Origin of the sequence: Aeromonas enteropelogenes, assembly GCF_020097295.1 — a bacterium.
Classification (GTDB): Bacteria; Pseudomonadota; Gammaproteobacteria; order Enterobacterales; family Aeromonadaceae; genus Aeromonas; species Aeromonas enteropelogenes.
In genome coordinates this window covers 3,474,371-3,493,946 of sequence record NZ_CP083625.1, presented here as the reverse complement: position 1 = coordinate 3,493,946, position 19,576 = coordinate 3,474,371, and the positions used below count along the sequence as shown (strand labels likewise).

15 protein-coding genes are annotated in these 19,576 nt (G+C 59.3%); 8 read left to right on the top strand and 7 right to left on the bottom strand.

Translation table 11 applies throughout. The features are described 5' to 3' along the window. Positions 1-27: 27 nt before the first annotated feature. The 7 genes from LA321_RS16200 to LA321_RS16170 all read right to left on the bottom strand — a co-directional run bounded on the left by LA321_RS16200 (position 28) and on the right by LA321_RS16170 (position 12,016). Positions 28-4,866 (bottom strand): NAD-glutamate dehydrogenase, encoded by a 4,839-nt coding sequence (locus LA321_RS16200; protein WP_042069361.1) that lies wholly within the window; start codon positions 4,864-4,866, stop codon positions 28-30. 278 nt (positions 4,867-5,144) lie between these two features. After that, positions 5,145-5,366, bottom strand: coding sequence for a DUF2835 family protein (locus tag LA321_RS16195; protein ID WP_042026198.1), 222 nt, complete (start codon positions 5,364-5,366; stop codon positions 5,145-5,147). Positions 5,367-5,481: 115 nt separating this feature from the next. After that, the gene (pepN, locus tag LA321_RS16190) at positions 5,482-8,106 is read right to left on the bottom strand and encodes an aminopeptidase N (protein ID WP_042069360.1); all 2,625 of its coding nucleotides are present in this window, start codon (positions 8,104-8,106) and stop codon (positions 5,482-5,484) included. A gap of 130 nt (positions 8,107-8,236) precedes the next feature. Continuing rightward, positions 8,237-10,252 carry a carboxy terminal-processing peptidase gene (prc, locus tag LA321_RS16185; protein WP_042069357.1) on the bottom strand — a complete coding sequence of 672 codons (2,016 nt, stop codon included), beginning with the start codon at positions 10,250-10,252 and terminating at the stop codon, positions 8,237-8,239. An 8-nt stretch (positions 10,253-10,260) separates the two neighbouring features. After that, a complete protein-coding gene (gene proQ, locus LA321_RS16180; protein WP_042069356.1) occupies positions 10,261-10,899 on the bottom strand; it encodes an RNA chaperone ProQ in 639 nt (212 codons plus the stop codon). A gap of 103 nt (positions 10,900-11,002) precedes the next feature. Continuing rightward, entirely contained in the window at positions 11,003-11,461 is a 459-nt protein-coding gene (locus tag LA321_RS16175; protein WP_042026193.1) for a GAF domain-containing protein, read from the bottom strand. Between the two features lie 93 nt (positions 11,462-11,554). Continuing rightward, the gene (locus tag LA321_RS16170; RefSeq protein WP_042069355.1) at positions 11,555-12,016 is read right to left on the bottom strand and encodes a hypothetical protein; all 462 of its coding nucleotides are present in this window, start codon (positions 12,014-12,016) and stop codon (positions 11,555-11,557) included. 282 nt (positions 12,017-12,298) lie between these two features. Between LA321_RS16170 and ccoN the strand changes: the two genes are divergently transcribed. The 8 genes from ccoN (at position 12,299) to LA321_RS16130 (ending at position 19,533) form a co-directional block, all read left to right on the top strand. Then, positions 12,299-13,723 carry a cytochrome-c oxidase, cbb3-type subunit I gene (gene ccoN / locus LA321_RS16165; protein WP_026456586.1) on the top strand — a complete coding sequence of 475 codons (1,425 nt, stop codon included), beginning with the start codon at positions 12,299-12,301 and terminating at the stop codon, positions 13,721-13,723. A 16-nt stretch (positions 13,724-13,739) separates the two neighbouring features. Continuing rightward, positions 13,740-14,354: a cytochrome-c oxidase, cbb3-type subunit II gene (gene ccoO, locus LA321_RS16160; protein ID WP_042026191.1), complete on the top strand. Its 615-nt coding sequence runs from the start codon at positions 13,740-13,742 to the stop codon at positions 14,352-14,354. Positions 14,355-14,365: 11 nt separating this feature from the next. Beyond that, a complete protein-coding gene (locus LA321_RS16155) occupies positions 14,366-14,545 on the top strand; it encodes a CcoQ/FixQ family Cbb3-type cytochrome c oxidase assembly chaperone (RefSeq protein WP_026456585.1) in 180 nt (59 codons plus the stop codon). Further along, positions 14,545-15,528, top strand: coding sequence for a cytochrome-c oxidase, cbb3-type subunit III (ccoP, locus tag LA321_RS16150; RefSeq protein ID WP_042069352.1), 984 nt, complete (start codon positions 14,545-14,547; stop codon positions 15,526-15,528). The genes LA321_RS16155 and ccoP overlap by 1 nt, the downstream gene beginning before the upstream one ends. A gap of 140 nt (positions 15,529-15,668) precedes the next feature. Next, the gene (locus LA321_RS16145) at positions 15,669-16,157 is read left to right on the top strand and encodes a FixH family protein (protein ID WP_042069350.1); all 489 of its coding nucleotides are present in this window, start codon (positions 15,669-15,671) and stop codon (positions 16,155-16,157) included. 3 nt (positions 16,158-16,160) lie between these two features. Beyond that, positions 16,161-18,545, top strand: coding sequence for a heavy metal translocating P-type ATPase (locus LA321_RS16140; protein WP_042069349.1), 2,385 nt, complete (start codon positions 16,161-16,163; stop codon positions 18,543-18,545). Between the two features lie 129 nt (positions 18,546-18,674). After that, positions 18,675-18,863 (top strand): cbb3-type cytochrome oxidase assembly protein CcoS, encoded by a 189-nt coding sequence (ccoS, locus tag LA321_RS16135; RefSeq protein ID WP_026457736.1) that lies wholly within the window; start codon positions 18,675-18,677, stop codon positions 18,861-18,863. Further along, positions 18,847-19,533: a sulfite exporter TauE/SafE family protein gene (locus LA321_RS16130; RefSeq protein WP_042069347.1), complete on the top strand. Its 687-nt coding sequence runs from the start codon at positions 18,847-18,849 to the stop codon at positions 19,531-19,533. Before ccoS ends, LA321_RS16130 begins: the two co-directional genes overlap by 17 nt. Positions 19,534-19,576: the final 43 nt, after the last annotated feature.

The window sequence follows — 19,576 nt, the reverse complement described above, 5'->3', positions numbered from 1 at the left end:
ATGCCGGTGTTATGCCTTATCTGGCAATTACAGTGCTCGGCAATTCAACTGGAGCAGGTTCAACTCGCGCAAGGCCACCGAGAACTTGGCGAACTCGTGGGTGCTGGTGGTCTTGAAGTCGGCCAACATATGGGTCCAACGGGACAAGAGTTGCTCATGCTCCGAAATCCAGTCGGCCAGTATGGTAGCGCATTCTCCCTGATCTTTGCACCCTTCCAGTACCACGGAAGTGAGGCTGCGTTGCTGCCAGTCCAGATCTTCGCGGAACGAGGCCCGAGCCATCGCCTGCCAGTGGTTGCCCACCGGCTGATGGTTGATCTGATCGAGGAACCAGTGCAGATCCAGCTTGGCACCGAGACGATAGTAGACATTGGCGACGCGCAGGATGTCGGTCTTGTGCTCCGCGGCAATCTGCGCCAGATCCAGGCTGGAGAAGAGACTGCTCATATGGGCGACCTGACGGGCAATGTGCTCGGGCACCTGGCGCTCCATCCACTTGGCCACCACCTGACGGTGCTCGGTCACTTCGCTCTCGTCCATCACCTCGTAGAGGTGTTCGGCCAGGGTCTCGAAGGCCGGACGGAAGAAGGCGATATTCTCGCTGATGCTCCAGCTGCGGTTACGGGCGCGAAGGAACCAGCGGGTGGCACGGCGCACGATGCGGCGGCTGTAGAACATCAGCTCGAGCTGGGTCTCGGCTCCCACCTGGTTGTCACAGGCTTCGATATCGCGCCACAGGGCGTTGAGGCCGAATACCTCGCGAGCCATGGCAAAGCAGCAAGCCACCTCGGCCAGGGAGGCGCCGGTCTCGTCCTTCATCCGGCTGGCGAAGTTGAGGCCCATGTCGTTGACCAGCATGTTGGCCACCCGGGTCGCGATGATCTCGCCGCGCAGCGGGTGCTGGGCAAGGGCCGCGCCAAACTGCTGCTGCAGTTGGGCCGGGAAGCTGGTCACCAGCATGTTGGCGAGGAAGGGCTCGTCGGTCACCTCGGGGCAATTGAGCTGCTCTTTGAGCACCATCTTGCCATAGGCCACCAGCACCGCCAGCTCGGGTCGGGTCAGTCCCTGCCCGGCCGCCATCCGCTCGGAGAGCTCCTCATCGGAGGGCAGGAATTCCAACGCACGATCCAGCTTGCCTTCACGCTCCAGCCCCTGGATGAAACGCTGCTGCTCTTTGAGCTGCTCGGCACCGCGGAAGCTGGTGACCGAGATGGACTGGGACTGGCGATAGGCGTTGGTGATAACGATTTGCGCCACGTCGTCGGTCATCTCATAGAGCATCTGGTTGCGCTGTTTGAGAGTCATATCCCCTGCCGCAACAAGCTGGTTCAGCAGGATCTTGATGTTGACTTCGTTATCAGAGCAATCCACCCCGCCCACGTTGTCGGTGAAGTCGGTGTTGATGCGTCCGCCCTGGCTGGCGTACTCCACCCGGCCAAGCTGGGTAAAGCCCAGGTTGCCGCCCTCGCCCACAATGCGGGCACGCAGATCACGACCATTGACCCGCAGCACGTCGTTGCTGCGATCACCCACTTCGGCATCGCTCTCGCGGGCGCTCTTCACATAGGTACCGATGCCGCCGTTCCAGAGCAAGTCCACATTCAGGCAGAGCAGCGCCTTGATCAGCTCGTTCGGGGCCATGCTGGCCTTGTCGGTACCGAGCAAAGTCTGGATCTCGGGGCTCAGCTTGATGGACTTGGCCGAGCGCAGGAAGATGCCGCCCCCTGCCGAGATAAGTTCGCGGTTGTAGTCATCCCAGCTCGAACCCGGCAGCTCGAACAGGCGCTTGCGCTCGACGAAACTCCTGGCCGCATCCGGCGTCGGGTCGATGAAGATGTGCATGTGGTTGAAGGCGCCCACCAGCTGGGTGTGTTCAGAGAGCAGCATGCCGTTGCCGAACACGTCCCCCGCCATGTCGCCGATCCCGATGCAGGTGAAGTCGGTGGTCTGGCAGTTGACGCCGATTTCACGAAAATGCCGCTTGACCGACTCCCAGGCACCACGGGCTGTGATGCCCATCTTCTTGTGGTCATAGCCGACCGAGCCGCCAGAGGCGAACGCATCGCCCAGCCAGTGGCCGTACTCCAGGCTTATTTCGTTGGCGATGTCGGAGAAGGTGGCGGTGCCCTTGTCGGCGGCAACGACTAGGTAGTAGTCATCCTCGTCGTGGCGTACCACATCTTTTGGCGGGATCACCTCACCACTGATGATGTTGTCGGTGACATCCAGCAGACCGCGGATAAACAGGCGATAGCAGGCCTTGCCCTCTTCCTGGATAACGGCACGAGGGGCACCAGCCGGCATCTGCTTGCAGTAGAAACCGCCCTTGGCGCCGACCGGCACGATGACGGTGTTCTTCACCTGCTGGGCCTTGACCAGACCCAGTACCTCGGTGCGGAAGTCTTCCTTGCGATCGGACCAGCGCAGGCCACCACGGGCCACCTTACCCCAGCGCAAGTGAACCCCTTCCACCCGTGGCGAGTAGACGAAGATCTCGAACTTGGGCAGCGGCAGCGGCATGTCGGTAATGCTGGAGGGGGCCAGCTTGAAGGAGATGTAGGGCTTGATGTTGCCCGCCTTGTCCTTCTGGTAATAGTTGGTGCGCAGGGTCGCCTCGATCATCTCCATGAAGCGGCGGATGATGCGATCGTCATCCAGGTTAGCCACCTGATCCAGCTTGGCGGCGAGCTGCTCGTGGATCTTCGCCTGCACCTTGGCATCCTGGGTGATGGCAGGATTGAGGCGCTGCTCGAACAGGGTGAACAGCAACTGTGCGATGTCGGGGTAGCGGGTCAGCGTCTCCTCGATATAGGACTGGCTGAAGGAAACCCCGGTCTGGCGCATGTACTTGGCATAGGCCCGCAGCACAGAGACCTGGCGGCCGGTGAGGCCTGCGCCCAGCACCAGACGGTTGAAGCCGTCATCTTCCAGACTCTTGTTCCAGATGGCGGCAAACGCTTCCTGGAAGCGCTGCTGGCTCTGCTCCAGATCGAACGGCTGCTCACCGTGCAGCAGCATGGAGAAGTCGAGGATCCAGAACACCTCGTCGGCCGGAGTGCGGACCTGATACGGGGTCTCGCCGATAACCCGCAACCCCATGTTTTCCAGCATGGGCAAGACATCGGAGAGATGGATGGGCTCGGTGCGATGGAACAGCTTGAGGCGCACCCGGCGATCGTTCTGCTCTTCCTGGGCGCGGTAGAACAGCATGCCCAGCGGCTCGGCTTCGCTCAGGTTGTCCAGCGCCATGATGTCGGCGACGGCAGAACCCGGCAGCACGTCTTCCTTGTAGGCACGGGGGAAGGCGGCGCTGAAACGGCGACGCAGTTCGTTGCCACGGGCTTCGCCATAGTGGGAGAGCAGCACGGAGTCGAGTCTGTCGTCCCAGCTGCGGGCGGCTTCAATCAGGTTGTTCTGTACTTCGTTCACATCCACATCCACGTTGTTGTTGTTGACCCGCACTATGTAGTGGGTCCGCGCCAGCACCCCTTCGGTGAAGTAGACGTTGAACTCCACCTCTTCGTTGCTGCCGAAATATTTCTGCAGGATCTGCTGGGTTTTGACTCGCAGCGCCGTGTTGTAACGCTCCTTGGTGACATAGACCATGCAGGAGAAGAAACGGCCGTAGACGTCGCGACGCACGAACAGGCGCAGCATGTCACGCTCCTGCATCTCCAGCACGCCGAGACCGGTGGCCAGCAACTCCTCTTCACGGGCCTGGATCAACTCGTCACGCGGATAGGTTTCCAGCACGTTCAGCAGCGCCTTGTAGGCATGGGAACCCTTCTCGAACCCGGAGGCGGCCATGATCCGCTCGAGGCGATGGCTGATGAGGGGGATCTGGGTCGCACTGGTGTTGTAGATGGAAGAGGCGTAGAGGCCGATGAAGCGGTCTTCGCCAATCACTTTGCCGTGCTCGTCGAAACGCTTGATGCCGATGTAGTCCACATAGGCCGGACGATGAACCCGGGATTTGCTGTTGGACTTGGTGAGGATCAGCAGATCGGAACTCAATGCCTCGTGACGGGCGCTGGCCGGCATAGTGCCGAGGCGCTGCCCCTCTTCCTTGATGGAGTTCTTCATCAGCCCGAGGCTCGAGCTGGCTTGCGGCAGGATTTCGTGATCCCCCTCCACAGCCTTGACGTCATAGCGGCGGTAGCCCATCAGGGTGAAGTTGTGGGCGGCAACCCATTTCAGGAAGGCGACGCAAGAGTCCACCTCTGCCTTGCTGACCGGGAGCTTGCGTTTGGGCAACTCATCGATGATCTCGTTGAGTTTGGCCAGCATGGGCTGCCAGTCCCCTACCGCCAGCGCCACTTCACCGGCAACCGAGTCGAGCTCGGCGGCCAGGGCCTCCATCTGCGCCTCGCTGGTCAGATGGTCAATCTCGATGAGGAAGGCTGTTTCAACCGATGTCTGCCCATCCGTGTTGTCGAGATCCAGAATGGCGCTGATCTTGCCCTCGCCGTCACGAATAAGGTGCAGCGGCTGGTGCAGCATCATGTGGGCGGTGATATTGAGGCGCTTGAGGGCCATGCGGATGGAGTCCACCAGGAAAGGGGCATCCTGCAAGATGATCTCGACGATGGTATGGGGAGATTGCCAACCGTGGCGGGTCAGCTCCGGGTTGTAGACCCGGATGCAGGGCGCGGTGCCGACGCGCTGGTTGAGCGCATTCCACAGGCTCAGCGCCGCCCCGTAGAGATCGCTGTCGTTGCGATCATGCAGGTCGCTACTGGCCATGTTGCCGTAAAACTTGGCAACGAAGCGCTCGACCAGGGAGGCACTGTTTTTGGGCAATTTTTGGTTGATCAGGCTGAGAACGTTTTCGAGCAGAACTGAGGTAGGGGCGTCTTTCAATGCCATTTTTATATTCCTTATCGGACGACATTAACCACCGACGCAGAGGCAATCACCCTGATTGCCCGCTGGTACAGAGTTGTTGCGAAGTGTAATGGCTTGAATAAGGGAAGGCGAGCGATAGTGCTAATAAGTTGTTAAAAACAGGGGGCAGATCACGACTTAAACTGTGAGAAATTTTGCCAATGATAAAAAAAACAGAAATTCTCACTGCCTTTGCGAAAAATTACCGGATAGTTAGTGATAAAAGCGAGATAACTAGTCGGGAATCTGTTCCAAAAATGTTAATTTATGCGTTCCAGGCTGATGAAGCGATAATCGTCCTGGGTTTTCAGGCGAAAATAGCCGTACACCCCGCTGTGGGCGACAAAGGGGCGGATTTTTTCCAACCCTATCTCTATGGTGAGCCCTTGCTCGGTTCCCACCACCAGGCGCCTGACGTGGCCCTGGTACATCAGCATGATCTCGTCGTGGCTCAGAGATAATCGAAAGGTAAACTGTTTCACGTCGGCTCCTTCAAAAAGGGCGAGGGTTCAACCGAACCGCTCGCCTTGTCTTTATCTTCACGGGCATAACGCAGGCAAGAGTGGGCAGAAGAGACCCATCCCCTGCCCTGTTTCCTTACTGCAGCAGCGCCTTGCTCACCTTTTCGAACAGATCCCGCGCCAATCCTTCGAGGCTGGCCAGTCGGGTCAGCTCAGCGCGGATCAGCCCCTTGCGCTCTTCATCGAGCCGTTTGAACTGGATAAGGGGAGTGATGAGGCGTGACGCCACCTGGGGATTAACTTCGTTGAGCTCGATCAGCAGATCGGTCAGGAAGCGGTAGCCGCTGCCATCGCGGGCATGGAACTGCACCTGGTTGTTCATGGCAAAGCTGCCGATCAGCGCCCGCAGCCGGTTCGGGTTGCGAATGCTGAAGGTGGGGTGTGCCATCGCCTGCTTCACATCGGCCAGCACATCGGCAGCCGGCTTGCTTCCCACCAGGCGCAGCCAGTTGTCCAGCACCAGACCATCGTGCGCCCACTTGCCTTCGAAATCGGCCAAGAGCTCGGCGCGGCACGGCAGCAGATGGCTGTTGGCCACTTGCAGCGCCGCCAGGGTGTCGGTCATGTTGTCGGCGGCCGCATATTGCTGGCGCACCAGCAGATCGGCGCTGTCTGCGTCGAGCGCCGCCAGATAACCAAGTACCACGCCCTTGAGGGCACGCTTGGCCATGTCGGCATGCACTACCCGATAAGTCGGCAGCTTCAGACTGTCGTACTGGGCGGCCAGCCGCGCCCCGAAGGCCTGCGCCAGCCGCAGCTGGATCTCATCACGCACCCGATGGATGGCATCGACATCAGCCACCTCGAACAGTTCGGCCAGGGTCGCCTCCCCCGGCAGCGCCAGGATCTCGGCCTTGAGCGCCGGATCCAGCTCGCCGTCATCCAAAATGGCGACAAAGGCATCCAGCAAGGTGGCCGATACCGCCACGTTCTGCCCTTGTTGTACCCGGGTAACCCCGTCAATCACCGCCTTGTTGATCAGCATCTGGGCGGCATCCCAGCGGGCAAACTCGTTGCGGGCAAAGCGCATCAGGAAGGCCAGCGCCTCGTCGCTGTAGTCATAGTGCAACTTGACCGGGGCTGAGAAGTCCCGCAGTAGAGAAGGAACAGGCTTGGTTGGCATCCGATCGAACACGAAGGTCTGCTCCGCTTCCAGCACGTCGAGCACGTTACCGATGGCCTTGCCCTGATATTGCAGCGGGATAACGCGCCCCTGATCGTCATACAGCTCGATATCGAGGGGGATGTGCAGCGCCAGCTTCTGCGGCTGATCCTGGGTCGGTGGCGTGTGCTGGCGCACGTGCAGGCGATAGATGCCGCTGGCGGAGTCGTATTCGTCGGTTACAGTCAGCTCGGGGGTACCGGACTGGCTGTACCAGCGACGGAAGCGGCCAAGATCCACCCCGGAGGCATCTTCCATCGCCTGTACGAAGTCATCGCAGGTAACAGCCTGACCGTCAAAGCGCTCGAAATAGAGGCGCATGCCGGCCTGGAAATGTTCTTCATCAAGCAGGGTGTGCATCATGCGGATCACTTCAGAACCCTTCTCATAGACGGTCAGGGTGTAGAAGTTGTTCATCTCGATCACCACATCCGGGCGGATGGGGTGCGCCATGGGACCGGCGTCTTCGGCAAACTGCGGGCCGCGCACAGTGCGCACATTGTTGATGCGGTTTACTCCTCGCGAGCCGAGATCGGAGGAGAACTCCTGGTCCCGAAACACCGTCAGCCCCTCTTTCAGGCTTAACTGGAACCAGTCGCGACAGGTGACCCGGTTGCCGGTCCAGTTGTGGAAATATTCGTGACCGATCACCCGTTCGATACCGTGGTAGTCGCCGTCGGTGGCGGTAGCCGGGTTGGCCAGCACGAACTTGGAGTTGAAGATGTTGAGCCCCTTGTTCTCCATGGCGCCCATGTTGAAGAAGTCCACCGCGACGATCATGTAGATGTCGAGGTCGTATTCCAGACCGAAACGCTGCTCGTCCCAGCGCATGGAGTTGATGAGGCTCTCCATGGCAAAGCCGGCCCGATCCAGGTTGCCCTTGTCGACGAAGATCTCGAGGGCCACCTTGCGGCCACTTCGGGTTACGTAACTGCCTCGCTCCACGTCAAAATCCCCGGCGACCAGAGCAAACAGATAGCTGGGTTTGGGGAAGGGATCCTGCCACTGCACGAAGTGGCGACCACCGTCCAGATTGCCGCTGTCGACCTTGTTGCCGTTGGAAAGCAGGAAGGGATACTTGGCCTTGTCTGCGGTAATGCGGGTGCTGTAGCGGGCCAGGATATCGGGCCGGTCGAGATAATAGGTGATGCGACGAAACCCTTCAGCTTCGCACTGGGTGCAGTAGGCATCACCGGACTTGTAAAGCCCTTCCAGCGCACTGTTGGCGGCCGGATCCAGCAGGGTGACTATGGTCAGCACGCACTCGGTGGGCAGGTTGAACAGGGTCAGGCTACCCTCCCCCAGCTCATAATGCTCGCACGGCACACCGTCGATGGCGATGCTCTTGAGCGTCAGCTGTTCGCCATCGAGCACCAAAGGTTCGTTGTGATCGCCGTTGCGTCGAATGCGGGTGATGGCGGTGACCTGGGTGAGGGGTTCCTGCAGCTGGAAATCCAGATCGATGGTATCAATCCAGTAGAGAGGGGCCTGGTAGTCCTGACGATATTTGGCCGTCATGGCCTGGGAGTGATTTGTCATTATTGTCTGCTTCCACGCTTGTTAAAGGCGAGAAAGAGGCTGGCACAACCGGCAGGCGGGGTCAAACGATTTGCGGTCTGATAAAAGAAAGGGCGACTCGCGTCGCCCTTGTAGATTCAGCTTGGCCAACTCAACTACGTTTGCCGGCCTTGGCCAGATCCGCCGTGATGTTGGCCGCCTCGACGAGATACTCATCGGGCGCCTCAAAATCGGCTGGCAAGTCATCCAGGCTCTTCACCGCAGGCTTGCCAAGGCGGGCCAGACGTTCGTTGGCGCGCGTGAGCGCCTTCTCGTCCTGTTTGGCCTGCTCTGCCAGACGTTCTGCCTCGTTGAGGGAGACAGATTTTTTATCTTTCTCCCCCTGGTACTCGGCGATGTCCTGCATTACGTAGGCAAACTCGGGATCCTTGGCAATCCGCGCATCGTGGGCCGCCTGCAACTTGGGCAGCTGGCTGGTGAAATTGCCCAGCACCTGGTAGTTGGCCGAGGCGATCTTGTCCCACGGCAGCGCGTTGAACTCGCGGCTCTCGCCAGTCTCTTCCGGCGCAACCGGCGTCGGGAAGCTGATGTCCGGTGCAACCCCCTTGTTCTGGGTGCTGCCGCCGTTGATCCGGTAGAACTTGGCGATGGTGTACTGCACGTGACCCAGCGGCTGCTCGTAGAAGTCGTAGACCTTGGCCAGGCTGCGATGCTGCTGCACCGTCCCCTTGCCAAACGAGTTTTCCCCGAGGATCAGGGCGCGGCCGTAGTCCTGCATGGCGGCGGCGAAGATCTCGGAGGCCGAGGCGCTATAACGATCGATCATCACCGACATGGGGCCACCGTAGTAGACCTGGCCATCGTCATCACCATTGACCGTGATGCGGCCCATGTGATCACGAATTTGCACCACGGGACCGCTGGCAAAGAAGAGACCGCTCAGGGCCGAGGCTTCAGTCAGGGCACCGCCACCGTTGCCGCGCAGGTCGATGATGAGACCATCTATCTTCTGCTTGTTGAGGCTGGAGAGCTCCTTGATCACATCTTCATGAAGATTGACGTAGAAGCTGGGGATCTCGATGACCCCGATCTTCTTGCCTTCGGCGCTGATCACCTTGGACTTGGCGGCGCGATCTTCGAGGCGCACCTTGTCCCGCACCAGCTCGATCTGCTCGGTCTTGGCGCTGGCGCCCTTGCCGCGCTGGATCTCCAGCTTCACCTTGCTGCCCTTGGGCCCCTTGATGAGCTCGACCACGTCGTCAAGACGCCAGCCGATCACATCAACGATCTTGCCATCCTCCTGCCCTACCCCGGTGATCTTGTCATCGGGCTTGAGGTTGTTGGACTTGGCAGCAGGACCACCGGGCACCAGGGAACGAATGACGGTGAAGTCATCCTCCGCCTGCAGCACGGCACCAATCCCCTCCAGCGAGAGGTTCATCTCGGTGTTGAAACGATCGGCGCTGCGCGGTGAGAGATAACTGGTGTGTGGTTCGATGGCGCGTGCAAAGGAGTTCATGAAGAGCTGGAACACATCCTCGCTCTCGGTCTGGGACATCCGCTTGATGGCGTTGTTGTAACGCTTGCCAAGCAGCTCCTTGATCTCGGGCCACTCCTTGCCGCTGAGTTTGAGGCTCAGGGCATCGTACTTGACCCGCTGGCGCCACAACTCGTTGAGTTCGGCTTCATCCCTCGGCCAAGCTGCCCCTTCCCGATCGAACACATAGTTGTCGGGCTGGGTAAAATCGAAAGGAGTATCGAGCAGTTTGAGGGCGTATTCGAACCGCTCATAACGCCGCTGCTGACTCAGGTTGAACATCTCGTAGGCGGGCGCCAGACGGCCTCTTTCGAGGTCGGTGTCAAACCCGTTACGGTACTTTTCAAAACGGCTGATGTCAGAGGCCAAAAACAGGTTGCGGCTGTAATCCAGATTCTCCAGATACTTGTCGAAGATCACGGAGGAAAAGGCATCATCCAGCTTGAACTGTTTGTAATGCGAGCGGGTAAACAGATTGGCAATTCGCTTGCTGGCCGTAGCATGTTGGCTCTCTTGAGCCAACACAGGCAAATCACTCTCCTTGAGCACCGGCTCGATGGCCTGTGCGAGCCCGGCAAGCGCCAGGCTACAGGCAACGAGGGAAAAACGAATTACGCCATGCTTCAACATGTCTCTCCTTAGAGAACCAGGTGCTCTGATTTGACCCGCAGGGTCATGCCGGTCTGCAGCTGGACTTGAACGTCGTCCTTGGTCACTTCCTTGATGGTTGCGGGAACCGGAGACTTGCCCATGACCACACGGACGTCCTGACCCACTTTCAGGGTAGCGGCATCCACCTTGACCAGCGGAGCATCGGCAACAGGCGCTTTCTCCTGAGCCTTTGCCTTGGCGGCGACATCCGCCTTCTCGGTTTTGCGAGGAGCCGGACGACGGGGTTTCTTGGCCTTGTCATCCTTCTCTTTGTTGTTGGTACGACGGCTGGCAAAGACGCGTTCTTTACTCTCTTTCAGCGCCTGCTTGGCGTGTTCGATGTGCTCTTCGGTCAGCAGTTCGCCCGGGTTACCGTCCAGATCGACACGAGCCTGGCCAGCCTTGAGGCCATGCAGGTAGCGCCAGCTGGAAGTATATTGACGCAGAGCAGAGCGCAGCATGGTCTTGGAGACTCTGGCATCGTCAGCAAGACGCTCGGCCAAATCCTGGAAGATGCCAATCTTGAGCGGCTTGGCCTCTCCTTCAGCAACGAAGCAGGCCGGGAATTTCTCGACCAGGTAGGCAACGATTTCTTTACTGTTCTTCAGCTTCTCAGTGTTTTCCATGTATAACCTTGGCTTTCATATAAACGCACGGGCACTTCCCGAGCACAACAAAGGCCTCATTATAGAGAGCTTGGGGCCTTTTGCGAACCATCTAAGCAATCACTTAGAGCATGCTTTCCAAAATTTGCACCGTTTCTTCCAGGCCAATCCGGTCTTCCTGATCGAAACGGTTAAAAATCGGACTGTCGATGTCGAGCACCCCGATGATCTCGCCGTTGCGGCGCACCGGGATCACGATTTCGGCATTGCTGGCACCGTCACAGGCAATATGCCCATCAAACTGATGCACATCATCTACCAGCTGGGTCTTGCCCTCTGACACGGCGGTGCCACAGACACCACGGCCGACGGGAATGCGAACACAGGCCGGCTTGCCCTGGAAGGGCCCCAATACCAGGGTGTCCCCTTGCAACAGATAAAAACCGACCCAGTTGATATCTGCCAGCTCCTGATTGAGCAGGGCGGAGAGGTTGGCCAGGTTGGCAATCAGGTCGGTTTCTCCCTCCAGCAGGGCTCGCGCCTGTTGATTGAGGGTTCGATAAAATTGATTTTTCTCAGTCATGATTAAATAGATTTCACTCCCTGTAGGCCAAGGGAAGGTAACGCCTGGCATGGAAATTTCAAATATTTTTTCCACTCCTTTGCGGCCAACGACTTATTCCCGGGCAACCGACAACGCCAATTGCTGGCGCTCGCCATTGCTCCATTCGATATTGAGCAGCCAGACCATAGTGGGAGAAGTACAACTGCCCACCAGGGTCGTTCCCTGCCAACCACCGCTTATTTGTTCAAACTTGACCGGAATGGTTCCCATAAACATGTCCCGCCCTTCCAGCCATGCCTTCACCGGGGTAATGGCCGGATCACCCCCCGTCATGCGCAGGGCAAAATCCCGTTCGGCGCGTACCGGCAGCTCGGCCACCGCCACCGTAAGGGGTTTTTCGCCGACAGAGACAGTGCAACTGCTGTGGGAAAGATCACAAATCTGATCTTTTATCGGCGCGGGTGCGGCGCTGTTTTCGGTTGAAAACCAGGTACGGTATGCAATGAGCCCCAATAATAGGGCCAGCACCAGTCCGAGGTGCATGACTTTACGGCTAGTGAGTTTTTCTTTCATGAAAAGCGGTCCCAATAAGATGCGGAAAAAATAGTATTTTTGTGATCTCGCACAAGGTAAATCGCGGTTAAAACGAGGCCGGACGGAGCCAAATATATCACTGTTTATACTGTTATTTTACCTGTCACTTCAGTATCATTCCCATGCAGTTTTCATATGGTCATCTTTTGCTTTTCCTTTCGTTAACAGATGTTAACAACTGGTGGGCGGTGACTCGATGAAACAGGTCCGGCTCGCCGGACAAAAACCAAACAACAGCAGCATCGGAAGCGGAATATAACGATGAGCCATACAACTAACCATCCTGAGTACAACTACACCGTTGTTCGCCAGTTTACCGTCATGACGATTGTCTGGGGAATTGTCGGCATGTCGGTTGGCGTACTGATCGCAGCCCAGCTGATCTGGCCTGCCCTCAACTTCGAAACCCCCTGGCTGACTTACAGTCGTCTGCGGCCCCTGCACACCAACGCGGTGATCTTCGCCTTCGGGGTGAGCGCCCTGATGGCGACCTCCTTCTACGTGGTGCAGCGTACCTGTCAGACCCGGCTGTTTGGTGGCCCGCTCGCCAGCTTCGTGTTCTGGGGCTGGCAGGCAATCATCCTCTCTGCGGCCATCTCGCTGCCGTTGGGATTCACGACCGCCAAAGAGTATGCCGAGCTGGAGTGGCCGATCGATCTGGCGATCACCGTGGTCTGGGTCGCCTACGCCATCGTCTTCTTCGGCACCCTGATGAAGCGCACCACCTCCCACATCTATGTGGCGAACTGGTTCTTCGGTGCCTTCATCATCACGGTCGCCGTGCTGCACATCGTCAATAACATGGAAGTGCCGCTGTCTGGCATGAAGTCCTACTCCATGTATTCCGGTGCCATGGATGCCATGGTGCAGTGGTGGTACGGTCACAACGCGGTAGGCTTCCTGCTGACTGCAGGTTTCCTTGGCATGATGTACTACTTCGTGCCCAAGCAGGCCGGCCGCCCGGTTTACTCCTACCGTCTCTCCATCGTGCACTTCTGGGCGCTGATCTCCCTCTACATCTGGGCCGGTCCGCACCACCTGCACTATACCGCCCTGCCTGACTGGGCCCAGTCCCTCGGCATGGTGATGTCCCTGATCCTGTTCGTGCCCTCCTGGGGCGGCATGATCAACGGCATCATGACCCTCTCCGGTGCCTGGCACAAACTGCGCTATGACCCCATCCTGCGCTTCCTGATCGTCTCCCTGTCGTTCTACGGCATGTCGACCTTCGAAGGCCCCATGATGGCGATCAAGACCGTCAACGCTCTCTCCCACTACACCGACTGGACCGTAGGTCACGTTCACTCCGGTGCCCTGGGCTGGGTTGCCATGGTCTCCATCGGGGCGGTTTACCACCTGATCCCGAACCTGTTCGGCCAGGGCCGCATGTACAGCATCCGCTTGATCAACGTGCACTTCTGGCTGGCGACCGTCGGTACCGTACTCTACATCGTCGCCATGTGGATTTCCGGTGTGATGCAGGGTCTGATGTGGCGTGCAGTCAACGAAGACGGCACCCTGACCTACAGCTTCGTGGAAGCCCTGCAGGCCTCCTATCCCTTCTACTTCGTGCGCTTCCTGGGTGGCTGCTTCTTTGTCACCGGTATGTTGCTGATGGCCTACAACGCCTATCGCACCATCACCGCGCCCAAGGGTTCCCTGGAACCCGTCGCCCAGCCAGCATGATTGAAGAGGTCAAAGCATGAGCAACAATAACCGTCACGAGATCTTTGAAAAAAGCGTTCCCATGCTGGTGGTCGGCATCATATTTGCCATCAGCCTGGGTGGCCTGGTCGAAATCACCCCGCTCTTCTTCCAAAAGCAGACTACCGAGCCGGTGGAGGGCCTCAAGCCCTACACAGCCCTGCAGATGGAAGGGCGCGATATCTTCATTCGCGAAGGCTGCACCAACTGCCACAGCCAGATGATCCGTCCGTTCCGTGCCGAAACCGAGCGTTACGGTCACTACTCGGTCGCCGGTGAAAGCGTGTGGGAGCACCCCTTCCTGTGGGGCTCCAAGCGTACCGGTCCGGATCTGGCACGGGTCGGGGGTCGCTACTCCGACGAGTGGCACAAGGTTCACCTGATCAACCCGCGCGACGTGGTGCCCGAGTCCAACATGCCCGCCTACCCCTGGCTCGATCGCAACGTGCTGACTGGCGAGATGACGGGCAAGAAACTGGCGCTGTTCCGCGACCACTTCGGCGTGCCCTATACCGATGCCGATATTCAGGGCGCCGGTGATGCCGTCAAGGGCAAGACCGAGTTGGAAGCCCTGGTGGCCTATCTGCAATCACTGGGTCATGCCCTGAAATAAGGAGTGTGGAGATGGACTACGGCACTTTTCGCGGTCTGTACACCCTGCTGTTGATGGCCATCATGATCGGCATCTTCGTCTGGGCTTACAGCAAACGCCGCAAGACCGCTTTCGACGAGGCTGCCAATCTGGTTTTCGCCGATGATGAGCAATCCGGTGCTGATAAAAAGAACGCAGGAGCGAAACAATAATGAGCACTCTGTTTAGTATTTTCGTAACCGTCATTACCCTGGGGACCATCCTCGGCTGCTTCCTGCTGCTGATGTGGTGCCGCAAGGACAAGATGGGTGTTGAAGAAGGCAAGTCGATGGGTCACTCCTTCGACGGCATCGAAGAGATCAACAACCCGCTGCCGAAGTGGTGGACCTACATGTTCCTCTTCTTCATCGTCACCGGTCTAGTCTATCTGGTCGCCTTCCCGGGCCTTGGCAACTTCAAGGGTCTGTTGGGCTGGCAAAGTTCCAACCAGGATGTCCGTTCGCTGGCCGAATCCCGCGCTGCGACCGAGTCTGCCAAGTCGGAAGGTCGTGCGGTGGAATATGACCGCGAGATCGCCAAGGCTGACGAGATCTACGGCGCCAAGTTCCGCGAGCTGGCCTACCAGGCTGACGGCAAGAGCTATCGCCCCATCGAGGAGATCGCCGCCGACCCGGAAGCCCGCAAGGTGGGTCAGCGTCTGTTCCTGCAGAACTGCTCCCAGTGCCACGGCTCCGATGCCCGCGGTGGTCGCGGTTTCCCGAACCTGACCGACAGCGAATGGCAATGGGGCGGTGCCCCGGATCAGATCAAGACCACCATCATGGGCGGTCGTCAGGGGATCATGGCGGCCTGGGGCGAGATCCTGGGCAAGGATGGCGTGCAGGAAGTCGCTTCCTACGTGCTGAGCCTGTCCGGTCGCAAGGTTGATCTGGTGGAAGCCAAGAAGGGTGAAGCCCGCTTTGCGGTCTGCGCCGCCTGTCACGGTCCGGATGCCAAGGGCGGCATCGCCGTCGGGGCGCCTGATCTGACCAACAGCACCTGGCTCTACGGTGGCTCCCGCGAAGTGGTGGTCCAGACCATCACCCACGGTCGCCACGGTGTGATGCCGGCCTGGAAAGACATTCTGGGCGAAGACAAGGTGCACCTGCTGGCCTCCTACGTTTACAGCCTGTCTCACCCACAGACTGACAAATAAGGTCGGCCACACCCGAAGTAACATGTGATAAACACGTGATTACACAGCAAAAAGCCTCGACTACTCGAGGCTTTTTGTTATCTTGTGTTGCGTAAAAGCCACCCTCCTCGTTAATCATTCGTTTCACGGTAGTAGCAATCATGACCCGACCCTGGTATCGCCAATTCTGGCCCTGGTTTATCATCGCCCTCCCCACCGCCGCCGTTGTCGGCAGCATCGCCACCGCCATCATCGCCAGCAAGGATGGAGTAAATCTGGTGGCAGAGGACTATTACAAACAAGGGAAAGAGATCAATCAGGATCTGAGCAAGTTTGACCGGGCCGAGGCGCTCAACATCCGCTTTGCGCTGGAGGTCAACGGTCAGGAGCTGACCCTCAAGCCGCTCAGTGGCGACATCCCGCCAGGACAGGCGCTGTACCTCTCCCTGTTCCACCCCACCCTGGCCGGTCAGGACAGCGAGCACCTGATCACCGCCGATGGCAGCGGCACCTATCGCTTCCACTTTGAACGCCCCCTGACCGGTAAATGGCACCTCAGGGTCGATGCCTTCAACCACGAATGGCGACTGCAAGAAACGGTTCAACTGCCCACCAAGGCCCCTGTCGAACTCGATCCCAAAGGACGTTAAACCATGACCGGCTGTTTTCACTGTGGCGAGCCGGTTCCCGCCGACAGTCACTATGCCCTCGAGATCAAGGGCATTGTCCGTCCCATGTGCTGCCCGGGTTGCCAGGCGGTGGCGGAAACCATCCTGGAATGCGGCCTGGCCAGCTATTACGATCACCGCACCGCACCGGGTGCCAAGGGGGATCTGGTACCCGAGGAGCTGGCCGCCCTCACCCACTACGATCTGGCCGAGGTGCAGCAGGAGTTTGTCACCGACAGCGGCAACGTGCGGGAGATCCAGCTGACGGTAGAGGGGCTCACCTGCGCCGCCTGTGCCTGGCTTATCGAACGCCACCTGATGACCCTCCCCGGACTGCGTTATATCAACGTCAACACCACCACCCACAGGGCCCGCATCAAGTGGGATCCGGACAAGCTCTCTTTAAGCGACATCCTCAAGGGATTCGCCAAGGTTGGCTATCGCGCCTACCCCTTCCAGACCCATCAGCAAGAGGCGCTTTACGCCAAAGAGGTGCGCCGCTACATGTTCCGGATGGCACTTGCCGGGCTCGGCTCCATGCAGGTGATGATGTGCGCCGTGGCCCTTTACATGGACTTCTTCATCAGCGTGGAGGAGGAGTTCATGGTCTACTTCAAGTGGATAAGCCTGCTGCTCTCCACCCCCATCATGATCTATTCGGCCCAGCCTTTTTACGTGAACGCCTGGCGCAGCCTGAAGCAGGGTCACCTCTCGATGGATGTGTCGGTATCCCTGGCCCTCATCGGCGCCTTTGTCGCCTCCATGTGGGCCACCGTCTTCAACACGGGTGAGGTCTACTACGACTCCATCACCATGTTCGTCTTCTTCCTGCTGCTGGGGCGTTTTCTCGAACTCAGGGCCAGACGCAAGGCGTCCGAGTCGAGCTCCAACCTGGCGCGACTGGTGCCCATCATGGCAACCCGCATCGACGAGGACGGTGAACATGAGGTCGCCGCCAAGACCCTGCAAATTGGAGACAGAGTGCGTGTGCTGGCGGGCGCCACCCTGCCGGCCGACGGCACCATAGTGCGGGGGGAAGCCAGCCTTAACGAATCCATGCTGACCGGCGAGCAGCTGCCGCTGCTCAAGGGGCATGGGGATCAGGTCTATGCCGGTACCATCAATACTGACGCCCCCCTCGAGATCCGGGTCAGCCATCGTATCGAGGAGTCGCGGATCGCCCAGATCATGCGCCTGCAGGATCACGCCCTCGACGACAAGCCCGCCATCGCCCAGATGGCCGATGTGCTGTCGCGCCACTTCATTCTGGTGCTGCTCATCATCGCGGCCCTGGTGTGGACCTTCTGGCATTTTCACCAGCCGGAGCAGGCATTCTGGATCACCCTGGCGGTGCTGGTCGCCACCTGCCCCTGTGCCCTGTCGCTGGCAACGCCAACCGCACTCACCTCGGCCACGGCTCACCTCACCCGCTCCGGCATACTGCTGCGTCGCGGTCACGTGCTGGATGTGCTGACCAAGGCCAACCGAGTGGTGATGGACAAGACGGGCACCCTGACTACGGGGGAAATTCGCCTCTGCCACACCCAGGTGCTGGGGGATCTCGACAGCGACACCTGTCTTGCCATCGCCCGCGCCCTGGAGGCACAGTCCGAACATCCCATCGCCCGCGCCTTCCGCCTGCCGGCAGATGGCATCGCCCTGCTGCCTCATGCGAGCGACATCACCCCCGTCATCGGCCACGGTGTCACCGGGATTGTCGATGGCATGCGCTATCGCATCGGCAGCGCTGGCTGGCTGGGACTGGGCGATGACCTCGTCAGCCCCCGCGGCCTTGCCATCTATCTGGCCGACGAGCGCCAGGTCCTGGCCCGCTTCGAGCTGGAAGATACCCTGCGCCCCGACGCCAAGGCTCTCATCGCCGCCATCAAAGCGGCCGATTTGCAGACCACCATCCTCACCGGCGACAGTTCGGCCCAGGCCGACGAGATAGCCCGTGAGCTTGGTGTGGACGAGCTGATCAAGGGGGTCACCCCCGATGGCAAGCTCGCCTACCTCAGGGGGCGGGAGGCTGACGGGGAGATCAGTATCATGGTGGGTGACGGCATCAACGATGCTCCCGTGCTGGCCGGGGCCCATGCCTCGTTCGCCATGGCGGGCGGCACGGACCTGGCCAAAAACAGCGCCGATGCCATCCTGCTTGCCGACGATCTGAATCGTTTGCTGGACGCCAGGACGCTGGCCCTGCGCACCCGCAAGATCATCATCGAGAACTTTGCCTGGTCCATCGGCTACAACCTGCTGGTGTTGCCGCTGGCCGCCAGCGGCTGGTTGCCCCCCTATCTGGCGGCGGCCGGTATGTCCTTGAGCTCCCTCATCGTGGTCACCAACTCCATGCGCCTCAATCGCTGACATGACCATTGACTCGATGGCCTGCCACCGACGCAGGCCACATTTTTGACTCGTGGCGACTGGCCGACGACCCGAACAGGGTTACCATGGGGCTTAGTCGCCAAGGAGGCATTTGCCAAGGTAGAGACCATGAACATCATTTTTGTCCTGATCCCCATCGCCATCCTGTTTGTGATCATCGCCGGAGTCGTCTTCTTCTGGGCCATTCGCTCCGAGCAGTTTGAGGACCTCGACAGACAGGGCTCCAACATCCTGTTTGATGAAGACCAACCTGCCCAGAAACCAACCAAGCACAGCCCAGATGACGCACAATCTTGATCTTCTTGGGGCCCTGCTGGTGGGACTGGCGGGCTCGGCACACTGCATCGGCATGTGCGGCGGTGTCTCGGCGGCCCTTGCCATGGCTATCCCGGCCGACAAACAGCACTTCTGGGGACGCCTCACTTATCTGCTCAACTACAACCTAGGCCGCATCCTCAGCTATGTGATTGCCGGAGCCCTGGTGGGGGGCTTGCTTGCCACCACCAGCGAGCTTGGGGCAGGCAAACACGCCATCGCCGGACTGCGGCTCATCGCGGCCCTCTTGATGATCGCCCTCGGCCTCTATCTGGCAGGCTGGTGGCAGGGCATTTTGCTACTCGAACGCATCGGCGCCAGACTCTGGCCCCACATCAAACCGCTGGCGGGCAAGTTTCTGCCCTTTACCTCCCCCCTGCAGGCACTGCCCTTTGGCATGGTCTGGGGCTGGCTGCCCTGCGGGCTGGTCTACTCAATGCTGACCTGGAGCGCAGCAGCGGGCTCGGCCAGCGGCGGCGCTCTCATCATGCTTGCGTTTGGGTTGGGCACCCTGCCCACTCTGTTTGCTCTGGGGGGGCTCGCGGATCGGTTGCGCTACTGGCTGACCTTGCGCAGTTTGCGCCTCGGAGGCGCCCTGTTGCTCATTTTTTATGGGGTTCACACCCTGTGGGTTAGCATTGCATCCTTTTGAAACCCTATCCAAAACGGATGAGTTGATGGTAAACTTGTTTGAT